We start from the raw sequence: 10,087 nt of genomic DNA on the forward strand, positions 1-10,087 counted from the left end.
CAGGTGGGCGACGTGGCCACCGCCAAGGGGCCGGTGGAGCGCAAGGTGGTGCGGGTGGTCACGCCCGGCACGGTGACCGACACCGAGCTGCTGAGCGAGCGGGTGGACAGCCTGCTGCTGGCCATCGCCCGCCAGGGCAGCCGCTTCGGCCTGGCCTGGCTGGGCCTGAGCAGCGGCCGCCTGGGCCTGACCGAATGCGCCGAGCGCGAGCTGCCGGCCTGGCTCGCGCGGCTGGATGCCGCCGAGGTGCTGGTCGACGGCAGCGAGCTGCCGCCCTGCGTGCGCGCCAGCGGCGCCGCCCTCACCCAGCGCCCGGCCTGGCAGTTCGATGCCACGCTGGGCCAGCGCAAGCTGTGCGCGCAGCTGCAGGTGGCCAGCCTGGCCGGCTTCAATGCCCAGGCCTTGAGCGCGGCCCACGCCGCCGCCGCCGCGCTGCTGAGCTTTGCCGAGCACACGCAAAGCCAGTCATTGGCGCACGTGCAAACGCTGCAGGTGGAAAGCGCCACCGACCTGCTGGACCTGCCGCCCGCCACCCACCGCAACCTGGAGCTGACGCAAACGCTGCGCGGCGAAACCAGTCCCACGCTGCTGTCGCTGCTGGACAGCTGCAAGAGCGGCATGGGCAGCCGCGCACTGCGGCACTGGCTCACCCATCCGCTGCGTGAGCGCAGCGTAGCGACGGCGCGCCACCAGGCGATTGCGGCGCTGATCGAGCGCGACGCCTTCGAGCCGCTGCGCGAGGCGCTGCGCCACATCTGCGATGTCGAGCGCATCACCAGCCGGGTGGCGCTGCGCCAGGTGCGCCCGCGTGAGCTGTCGGGCCTGCGGTCCACGTTGGCCGGCCTGCCCGCCTTGCGCGCCGTGGTGCCCGAAGGCGCCGCACCGCTGCTGGACGAGCTGCGGCAAGCCTTGTCGCCCGACGAAGCGCTGGCCGCGCTGCTGACCCAGGCGGTGGCGGAAGAGCCCGCCGTGCTGCTGCGCGACGGCGGCGTGATCGCCCCCGGCTTCGATGCCGAGCTGGACGAGCTGCGCGCCATCAGCCAGAACTGCGACGCCTTTTTGCTGGACCTGGAAGCACGCGAGCGCAGCCGCAGCGGCATCGGCAACCTGCGGGTGCAGTACAACAAGGTGCATGGCTTCTACATCGAGGTCACCAGCAGCTTCATCGACCGGGTGCCGCCCGACTACCAGCGCCGCCAGACGCTGAAAAACGCCGAGCGCTACATCACGCCCGAGCTGAAGGCCTTCGAGGACAAAGCGCTGTCGGCGCAAGACCGCGCGCTGGCCCGCGAGAAGTGGCTGTACGACCAGCTGCTGAATGCGTTGCAGCCGCACCTGGCCACGCTGGCCGCGCTGGCGCAGGCCTTGAGCGGCCTGGACGCGCTGGCCGCGCTGGCCGAGCGCGCCACCACGCTGGGCTGGTGCCGGCCGCAGTTCGTCAGCCACCCCTGCCTGGAGATCGAGGCCGGCCGTCACCCGGTGGTGGAAGCCCGGCTGCGCGAAATCGGCGGCGGCGAATTCATCGCCAACCACTGCCGGCTCGACGCCCGCACCCGCATGCTGGTGATCACCGGCCCCAACATGGGCGGCAAGAGCACCTTCATGCGCCAGGTGGCCTTGATCGCGCTGCTGGCGGCCATGGGCTCCTACGTGCCTGCCACCGCCTGCCGGCTGGGGCCGATCGACGCCATCCACACCCGCATCGGCGCGGCCGACGACCTGGCCAATGCGCAGTCCACCTTCATGCTGGAGATGACCGAGGCCGCCGCCATCGTGCACGGCGCCACCGAGCACAGCCTGGTGCTGATGGACGAGATCGGCCGCGGCACCAGCACCTTCGACGGCCTGGCCCTGGCCGGCGCCATCGCCAGCCACCTGCACGACCGCAACCGCGCCTTCACGCTGTTCGCCACCCACTACTTCGAGCTGACGGCCTTCCCGGCCCGGCATCCGCAGGCCATCAACGTTCACGTGAGCGCGGTGGAGAGCGGGCGCGACATCGTGTTCCTGCACGAGATCGAGTCCGGCCCCGCCAGCCGCAGCTACGGCGTGCAGGTGGCGCAGCTGGCCGGCATGCCCAAGTCGCTGATCCGCCAGGCGCGCGCCGCGCTGGAGGCGTTGGAGGCGCAGCAGCAGGCCGGCAACGCACAGGTGGACCTGTTCGCACCGCCGCCCGCCCCGCCGGCGCCCGCCGCCGCCAGCGCGGTGGAAGAGGCACTGGCCGATCTGCAGCCTGATACCCTGTCGCCCCGCGAAGCCCTGGACGCGCTGTACCGGCTCAAGGCTCTACTGAACCCCCTCACCGACAACACGCCATGACTTACTGCGTCGGCATCCGGCTCAACGCCGGCCTGGTCTTCCTGTCCGACTCCCGCACCAATGCGGGCCTGGACCACATCAGCACCTACCGCAAGATGATCGTCTACGAAAAGGCCGACGACCGCTTCATGGTGCTGCTGTCGGCCGGCAACCTCAGCATCTCGCAATCGGTGCGCGAGATGCTGCAGGTCGAGAAGATCGACGGCCCGGTGGTCGACGGCAAGGAATCCGAGCCCATCACCATCTGGAACGCCAAGAGCATGTTCGACGCCGCCCGCGTGCTGGGCGCCACCGTGCGCCGCGTGTTCGAGCAGGACGGCCGCGCCCTCAAGGCCGCGGGCATCGACTTCAACGCCAGCTTCATCTTCGGTGGCCAGATCAAGGGCGAGGCGATGCGCCTGTTCCTGGTGTATTCGGCTGGCAACTTCATCGAAGCCACCGGCGAGACCTGCTACTACCAGGTGGGCGAAAGCAAGTACGGCAAGCCCATCCTCGACCGCGTGATCACGCCCAACACGCCGCTGAACCAGGCCGCCAAGTGCGCGCTGGTGTCGATGGACTCGACGCTCAAGAGCAACCTCTCGGTGGGCCTGCCGCTGGACCTGCTGGTCTACCGCGAAGGTGAGTTCAAGAGCAACGACATCATCTGCATCGACGACAAGAACCCCTACTTCCGCATGATCCACGAGACCTGGGGCCAGCGGCTGCACGAGGTGTTCCAGGGTATCGACGACCCGCGCTGGGACGGTGGCGACACGCCCCATCCGATGATGGTGCGCAGCGCCCGTTATGAGCCGATGCGCAAGATCACCCACCCGGGCGAACGCATCCTCTGACGGCACTTGCCGCTGCCGCCCGCATGTCGCGCACCATCGTCTTTTCGCACGGCAACAGCTTTCCGGCCGGCACCTACCGGTTGATGTTCGAGCGCTGGCGCGCCGCCGGCTGGCAGGTGGTGGCGGTGGACCGCTTCGGCCACGACCCGGCCTATCCGGTGAACAACAACTGGCCGCACCTGCGCGACCAGCTCATCCACTTCATCGAGCGCGAGGTGCCGGCCGCTGAACGGCCGCCGGTGCTGGTGGGCCATTCGCTGGGCGGCATGCTCAGCCTGCTGGCGGCCAGCCGCCGCCCCGACCTGGCCGGCGGCCTGGTGATGCTGGATTCGCCGGTGGTCACCGGATGGCGGGCGCACAGCCTGCGCGTCGTCAAGGCGGCCCGGCTGATGCCGCGCATCTCGCCCGGGCGCGTGGCCCAGCGGCGGCGCTGCGAATGGCCCAGCCGCGAGGCGGTGCACCAGCATTTCGCGGGCAAGCCGGTGTTCGCGCGCTGGGACCCGCGGGTGCTGGCCGACTACGTGGCCAGCGGCTTCACCGAATCAGGCGGCAAGACGGTGCTGGCCTTCCAGCGCGAGATCGAGACCCGCATCTACAACACCTTGCCGCATCACCTGGGCGCGGTGCTGCGCCGGCATCCGGTGCGCTGCCCGGTGGGCTTCATCGCCGGCACGCAATCGGCCGAGATGCGACAGGGCGGCAGTGACGCGGCCCGCGCCCTGGCCGGTGAGCGCTTCGTGTGGACCGAAGGCACGCACCTGTACCCGATGGAAAAGCCCGAGGCCACGGCCGACGAGGTGCTGCGCCTCATCCAGGCCTTCGCATGACGGACCCCAGGCCGGAAGCGTCAGCCTGTTCGCCTACAATCGCGCTTTACCAGCAAGGCATTCGCGCGGCGTCGTCGGCCGAATGCAGCACGACATGACCAAGTTCGTCTTCGTCACCGGTGGCGTGGTGTCCTCGCTCGGCAAGGGCATCGCTTCGGCCTCCCTGGCTGCGATCCTCGAATCGCGCGGCCTCAAGGTGACCCTCATCAAGCTCGACCCGTACCTGAACGTCGATCCAGGCACGATGAGCCCCTTCCAGCACGGCGAAGTGTTCGTCACCGACGACGGGGCGGAAACCGACCTCGACCTCGGCCACTACGAGCGCTTCATCAGCACGCGGATGAAGCGGGCCAACAACTTCACCGCCGGCCAGATCTACAAGACCGTGCTCGAGAAGGAGCGCCGCGGCGACTACCTTGGCAAGACGGTGCAGGTGATCCCGCACGTCACCAACGAGATCCAGGACTTCGTGCGCCGTGGCGCCGCGAATGTCGATGTCGCCATCGTCGAGATCGGCGGCACCGTGGGCGACATCGAGTCGCTGCCCTTCCTGGAGGCGGTGCGCCAGTTGAGCCTGCGCTCGGGCGCCAACAACTCGGCCTTCGTGCACCTGACCTACGTGCCGTACATCGCGGCCGCCGGTGAGCTCAAGACCAAGCCCACGCAGCACACGGTCGAGAAGATGCGCGCCATCGGCATCCAGCCCGATGCGCTGCTGTGCCGTGCCGACCGTGCGGTGCCCGATGAAGAGCGCGACAAGATCTCGCTCTTCACCAACGTGGCACCGGCCGGCGTCATCTCGATGTGGGACGTGGACACCATCTACAAGGTGCCGCGCATCCTGCACGAGCAAGGCCTGGACGAGCTGATCTGCATGAAGCTGCAGCTGCTGACCAAGCCGGCCGACCTGCGCCGCTGGGACCACCTGGTCAACGAGGTGACGCATCCCAAGCACGAGGTCACCATCGCGATGTGCGGCAAGTACACCGAGCTGTCCGACTCGTACAAGTCGCTCAACGAAGCGCTGCGCCATGCCGGCATCCACAACCATGCCCGCGTGAAGATCGAGTACGTCGACGCCGAGAGTCTGGAAGAAGGCAAGGCCGACGTGCTGTCGCAGTACGACGCCATCCTGGTGCCCGGCGGCTTCGGCAAGCGCGGCGTGGAAGGCAAGATCCTGGCCGCCCAGTACGCCCGCGAGCACAAGATCCCCTACCTGGGCATCTGCCTGGGCATGCAGGTGGCCACCATCGAGGTGGCCCGCCACCTGGCCGGTCTCGACAACGCCAACAGCACCGAGTTCGACGCCAGCACGCCGCATCCGGTGATCGCGCTGATCGACGAATGGCAGGACAGCGACGGCACCATCCAGAAGCGCGATGCCAACTCCGACCTGGGCGGCACCATGCGTCTGGGCGCACAAAGCTCCGACGTGGCGCCCGGCACGCTGGCCTGGCAGATCTACGGCCCGGTGGTCACCGAGCGCCACCGCCACCGCTATGAAGCCAACGAGCATTACCTCGACCGACTGCGCAACGCCGGCCTGGTGATCTCGGCCATCACCCAGCGCGAGAAGCTCACCGAGATCGTCGAGCTGCCGCAGGACGTGCACCCCTGGTTCGTCGGTGTGCAGTTCCACCCCGAGTTCAAGAGCACGCCCTGGGACGGCCACCCGCTGTTCACCAGCTACGTCAAGGCCGCGCTCGAGCACAAGACCGACCGCGTCGCCCCCGCCGGCGAAGCGCAGAAGGAAACCGCATGAAGCTCTGTGGCTTCGACGTCGGCCTGGACCGGCCCTTCTTCCTGATCGCCGGCCCTTGCGTGATCGAGAGCGAGCAGCTCCAGATCGACGTCGCCGGCCAGTTGAAGGAGATGACCGCCGCGCTGGGCATTCCCTTCATCTTCAAGTCCAGCTTCGACAAGGCCAACCGCTCCAGCGGCAACACCTTCCGCGGCCCGGGCATGGACAAGGGCCTGGAGATCCTGGCCAAGGTGAAGCAGCAGCTGGGCGTGCCGGTGATCACCGACGTGCACACCGAAGCCGAAGTGCCCGCCGTGGCCGCGGTGGTCGACGTGCTGCAGACGCCCGCCTTCCTGTGCCGCCAGACCGACTTCATCCGCGCCGTCGCACAAAGCGGCAAGCCGGTGAACATCAAGAAGGGCCAGTTCCTGGCGCCGGCCGACATGAAGAACGTGATCCAGAAGGCCCGCGACGCCGCCCGAGAAAAGGGCTTGCCGGAAGACAACTTCCTGGCCTGCGAACGGGGCGTGAGCTTCGGCTACAACAACCTGGTGTCGGACATGCGCAGCCTGGCCATCATGCGCGACACCGGCGCGCCGGTGGTCTTCGACGCGACCCACAGCGTGCAGCTGCCGGGTGGCCAGGGCACCAGCAGCGGCGGCCAGCGCGAGTTCGTGCCGGTGCTGTCGCGCGCGGCCGTGGCCGTGGGCATCGCGGGCCTGTTCATGGAAACCCACCCCGACCCCGCCAAGGCGATGAGCGACGGCCCCAATGCCGTGCCGCTCAGGCACATGAAGGCGCTGCTGGAGCAGCTGGTCGCGCTGGACCGCGTGGTCAAGGCCCAGCCGCTGCTGGAAAACGACTTCAGCTGCTGACCTCTTCCACCGCACCCACCTTCGCATGCCCAGCGCCTACATCATCGCCAACGTCGACGTCACCGATCCTGCGCAGTACGAGCAGTACCGCCAACTGTCCACCCTGGCGATGCAGGCCCACGGCGCCGAGGTGTGCGTGCGTGGCGGCGCCGTCGAGGTGCTGGAAGGCGACTGGTCGCCCACCCGCCTGGTGGTGCTGAAGTTTCCCAGCACGCAGGCCGCGCGGGCCTTCTACGACTCGACCGAATACAGCCAGGCCCGCGCCGCGCGCGAAGGCGCCGCCGTGATGCGCATGCTGGTGGTCGAAGGCGTCTGAAGTACCACAAGCAGTATTCCCATCCATCGTTCTTGAGGAGATCCCCATGAGTGCCATCGTCGACATCGTCGGACGCGAGATCCTGGACAGCCGCGGCAACCCGACGGTCGAATGCGACGTGCTGCTGGAAAGCGGCACGATGGGCCGCGCGGCCGTGCCCAGCGGTGCCTCGACCGGCTCGCGCGAAGCCATCGAGCTGCGTGATGGCGACAAGGGCCGCTACCTGGGCAAGGGCGTGCTCAAGGCCGTGGAGCACGTCAACACCGAGATCAGCGAAGCCGTGCTGGGCCTGGACGCCTCCGAGCAGGCCTTCCTGGACAAGACCCTGATCGACCTCGACGGCACCGACAACAAGAGCCGCCTGGGCGCCAACGCGATGCTGGCCGTGAGCATGGCCGTGGCCCGCGCCGCCGCCGAAGAATCGGGCCTGCCGCTGTACCGCTACTTCGGCGGCATGGGCGGCATGAGCCTGCCGGTGCCGATGATGAACGTCATCAACGGTGGCGCACACGCCAACAACAGCCTCGACCTGCAGGAGCTGATGATCATCCCGGTGGGCGCGCCCAGCTTCCGCGAGGCCGTGCGCTGGGGTGCCGAGACCTTCCACGCGCTCAAGAAGATCATCGGCGACAAGGGCCTGCCCACCGCCGTGGGCGACGAAGGCGGCTTCGCGCCCAGCGTCGAAAGCCATGAGGCCGCGATCCAGATGATCCTGCAGGCCATCGAAAAGGCCGGCTACAAGCCGGGCGAGCAGATCGCGCTGGGCCTGGACTGCGCCGCCAGCGAGTTCTACCGCGACGGCAAGTACGTGCTGGAAGGTGAAGGCGGCATCCAGCTGGCCGCGGCCGAATGGACCGACATGCTGGCCACCTGGTGCGACAAGTACCCGATCGTCTCGATCGAGGACGGCATGCACGAAGGCGACTGGGATGGCTGGAAGCTGCTGACCGAGCGGCTGGGCAAGAAGGTGCAGCTGGTGGGCGACGACCTGTTCGTCACCAACACCAAGATCCTGAAGGAAGGCATCGACAAGGGCATCGCCAACTCGATCCTCATCAAGATCAACCAGATCGGCACGCTGACCGAGACCTTCGCTGCCATCGAGATGGCCAAGCGCGCCGGCTACACCGCCGTCATCAGCCACCGCTCGGGCGAGACCGAAGACTCGACCATCGCCGACATCGCCGTGGGCACCAACGCCGGCCAGATCAAGACCGGCTCGATGAGCCGCAGCGACCGCATGGCCAAGTACAACCAGCTGCTGCGCATCGAAGAAGACCTGGGCGACGTGGCCGCCTACCCCGGCAAGGCCGCGTTCTACAACGTGCGCTGACCGGACGCTGCAGCGCACCGCATCATGAGGTGGATCACCCTGGCCCTGCTGGCACTGCTGGCGCTGGTGCAGGCCGAACTCTGGTTCGGCAAGGGGGGCATGCCGTATGCGGTGGCGCTGCAGACCCAGCTCGAGACGCAGCAGGCCGCCAACAAGGCCGCCACGCTGCGCAACGAGCAGCTGGCCGCCGAGGTCAGCGACCTGAAGGACGGCCTGGAGATGGTCGAGGAAAAGGCCCGCGCCGAGCTGGGCATGGTCAAGCCCGACGAGATCCTGGTGCAGGTGGCTTCGCAGCGCCGCTAGCCCCTCACCCGCCACGATGAGTGCACTGCAGGCGGCCTGGGCCGCCGCTTTTTCGCCCGCTTTCAGCGCTTGGGGCAGTCCCGTCACCTGGGCCGAGATCGTCGCCTTCGTGCTGGCGGTGTGGATGGTGGTGCTCAACATCCGCGTCAATCCGCTGGCGTGGCCGCTGGCCATGGCCAGCTCGGTGCTGTATGGCGCCCTCTTCATCGAATACGGCCTGTATGGCGAAGCCGGCCTGCAGGTGGTCTTCGTGCTGGTGGCGGCCTGGGGCTGGTGGGAATGGCTGCATGGCCGCCAGGCCGATGGTGGCGCCTTGCAGGTGCGCCACCTGGGCCCGCGCGGCCGCTGGACGGCGGTGCTGGCCACCCTGGCCGCCTGGCCCGCCATGGGCTGGCTGCTGGCCCGCTACACCGACAGCACCGTGCCCTGGCTGGACGCGTTTCCCACCGTCGGCAGCCTGCTGGGCCAGTGGCTGCTGGGCCGCCAGTACGTGGAGAACTGGCCCGCCTGGGTGGTGGTCAACGTGGTCAGCGTGGCGCTGTTCGCGGTCAAGGGCCTGTGGCTGACGGTGCTGCTGTACGCCCTGTTCGCGGCCATGGCCCTGCTGGGCTGGCGCAGCTGGGCCGCGCGTGCGGCCACGGCCCGCGCCTGAGCACAAAAGGCGCCGTCGTGAGCCTGAGCCATCCTTCGCGGGTCATCGCCCTGCTGGGTGCGGAAAGCACCGGCAAGTCCGACCTGGCCGAAGTGCTGTGCCGGCGGCTGCGCGCGGTGCAGCCGTGCACCGCGGTGCCCGAGTACCTGCGCGAATGGTGCGACACCCAGGGCCGCACGCCCGACCCGCAGGAGCAGCATCACATCGCGGCCGAGCAGCGCCGGCGCATCGAAGCCGCACTGGCCCAGGCGCCCGACATGCTGGTGGTGGCCGACACCACGCCGCTGATGACGGCGGTCTACAGCGACTTCGTGTTCGACGACCGCAGCCTGTATGCCGATGCACTGCGCTGGCAGCAGCAGGCCGTGGGCCTGACCCTGCTGACCGCGCTGGACCTGCCCTGGTTGCCCGACGGCCTGCAGCGCGACGGCCCACAGGTGCGTGAGCCGGTGGATGCCTTGATCCGCGGCGCGCTGGCCTCGGCCGGCATCGCTTATGGCGTGGTGCACGGCGAAGGCCCGCGCCGGGTGGAAGCCGCCTTGCGCGCGGTGGTGCGCTGGCAGCCCCGGCTGGCGGCCGCGCTGGAAGCCAGCCCTGACGAAGACGCCACCAGCGGCAGCCGCGTGCGCTGGCGCAGCCGCTGCCTCGATTGCCTGGACCCGGATTGCGAGCGGGTGCTCGCCGGATCAGTGCACCGATCAGTGCACCGATGAGTTGGGCGGCAGCTGGTCGCGCTCGGGCGTGAACAGGCCGCCCACATCCACCCGGTCGAAGTGGTACTGCAGGCCGCAGAACTCGCAGCCCACTTCCACGTTCGTGCCCCGCTCGGCCAGGATGCTGTCGATCTCTTCGCGGCCCAGGCTCTTGAGCATGGCGCCCACCCGC

11 protein-coding genes are annotated in these 10,087 nt (G+C 68.7%); 10 read left to right on the forward strand and 1 reads right to left on the reverse strand.

Annotated features, from left to right (window positions below; all coding sequences use genetic code 11):
• The 10 genes from mutS to ABNT58_RS21095 all read left to right on the forward strand — a co-directional run.
• The coding region (gene mutS, locus ABNT58_RS21050) for a DNA mismatch repair protein MutS (RefSeq protein WP_348755372.1) at nucleotides 1-2,319 on the forward strand (2,319 nt) is incomplete at its 5' end.
• Complete coding sequence (locus ABNT58_RS21055; protein WP_348755373.1) at nucleotides 2,316-3,155, forward strand: proteasome-type protease; 840 nt, start codon at nucleotides 2,316-2,318, stop codon at nucleotides 3,153-3,155. The genes mutS and ABNT58_RS21055, both read left to right, overlap by 4 nt.
• 23 nt (nucleotides 3,156-3,178) lie before the next feature.
• Entirely contained in the window at nucleotides 3,179-3,982 is an 804-nt protein-coding gene (locus tag ABNT58_RS21060) for an alpha/beta hydrolase (protein ID WP_348755374.1), read from the forward strand.
• A 94-nt stretch (nucleotides 3,983-4,076) separates the two neighbouring features.
• Entirely contained in the window at nucleotides 4,077-5,744 is a 1,668-nt protein-coding gene (locus tag ABNT58_RS21065) for a CTP synthase (protein ID WP_348755375.1), read from the forward strand.
• Complete coding sequence (gene kdsA / locus ABNT58_RS21070; RefSeq protein ID WP_348755376.1) at nucleotides 5,741-6,598, forward strand: 3-deoxy-8-phosphooctulonate synthase; 858 nt, start codon at nucleotides 5,741-5,743, stop codon at nucleotides 6,596-6,598. The genes ABNT58_RS21065 and kdsA overlap by 4 nt, the downstream gene beginning before the upstream one ends.
• Nucleotides 6,599-6,623: 25 nt before the next feature.
• Nucleotides 6,624-6,914 carry a DUF1330 domain-containing protein gene (locus ABNT58_RS21075; RefSeq protein WP_348755377.1) on the forward strand — a complete coding sequence of 97 codons (291 nt, stop codon included), beginning with the start codon at nucleotides 6,624-6,626 and terminating at the stop codon, nucleotides 6,912-6,914.
• Nucleotides 6,915-6,960: 46 nt separating this feature from the next.
• Nucleotides 6,961-8,247: a phosphopyruvate hydratase gene (gene eno / locus ABNT58_RS21080; protein WP_348755378.1), complete on the forward strand. Its 1,287-nt coding sequence runs from the start codon at nucleotides 6,961-6,963 to the stop codon at nucleotides 8,245-8,247.
• Nucleotides 8,248-8,271: 24 nt separating this feature from the next.
• Nucleotides 8,272-8,550 carry a cell division protein FtsB gene (gene ftsB / locus ABNT58_RS21085; protein ID WP_348755379.1) on the forward strand — a complete coding sequence of 93 codons (279 nt, stop codon included), beginning with the start codon at nucleotides 8,272-8,274 and terminating at the stop codon, nucleotides 8,548-8,550.
• A 16-nt stretch (nucleotides 8,551-8,566) separates the two neighbouring features.
• On the forward strand, nucleotides 8,567-9,202 hold the full coding sequence (pnuC, locus tag ABNT58_RS21090; protein ID WP_348755380.1) for a nicotinamide riboside transporter PnuC: 636 nt from the start codon (nucleotides 8,567-8,569) through the stop codon (nucleotides 9,200-9,202).
• Between the two features lie 17 nt (nucleotides 9,203-9,219).
• Nucleotides 9,220-9,915: an ATP-binding protein gene (locus ABNT58_RS21095; protein ID WP_348755381.1), complete on the forward strand. Its 696-nt coding sequence runs from the start codon at nucleotides 9,220-9,222 to the stop codon at nucleotides 9,913-9,915.
• Here ABNT58_RS21095 and ABNT58_RS21100 read toward each other — a convergent pair.
• Nucleotides 9,901-10,087, reverse strand: a 187-nt coding sequence (locus ABNT58_RS21100) for an Hsp33 family molecular chaperone HslO (protein WP_348755382.1), incomplete at its 5' end; no start/stop codon positions are given. The two genes, ABNT58_RS21095 and ABNT58_RS21100, sit on opposite strands and share 15 nt — an antisense overlap.

The sequence above is a fragment of the uncultured Aquincola sp. genome (assembly GCF_964001545.1).
Lineage (GTDB): Bacteria > Pseudomonadota > Gammaproteobacteria > Burkholderiales > Burkholderiaceae_C > Aquincola.

Bases quoted from the DNA above. Each gene is read 5' to 3' on its own strand.
- ftsB (WP_348755379.1), top strand. From the start codon at position 8,272: ATGAGGTGGATCACCCTGGCCCTGCTGGCACTGCTGGCGCTGGTGCAG.
- ABNT58_RS21060 (WP_348755374.1), top strand. From the start codon at position 3,179: ATGTCGCGCACCATCGTCTTTTCGCACGGCAACAGCTTTCCGGCCGGC.
- ABNT58_RS21065 (WP_348755375.1), top strand. From the start codon at position 4,077: ATGACCAAGTTCGTCTTCGTCACCGGTGGCGTGGTGTCCTCGCTCGGC.
- eno (WP_348755378.1), top strand. From the start codon at position 6,961: ATGAGTGCCATCGTCGACATCGTCGGACGCGAGATCCTGGACAGCCGC.
- pnuC (WP_348755380.1), top strand. From the start codon at position 8,567: ATGAGTGCACTGCAGGCGGCCTGGGCCGCCGCTTTTTCGCCCGCTTTC.
- kdsA (WP_348755376.1), top strand. From the start codon at position 5,741: ATGAAGCTCTGTGGCTTCGACGTCGGCCTGGACCGGCCCTTCTTCCTG.
- ABNT58_RS21055 (WP_348755373.1), top strand. From the start codon at position 2,316: ATGACTTACTGCGTCGGCATCCGGCTCAACGCCGGCCTGGTCTTCCTG.
- ABNT58_RS21075 (WP_348755377.1), top strand. From the start codon at position 6,624: ATGCCCAGCGCCTACATCATCGCCAACGTCGACGTCACCGATCCTGCG.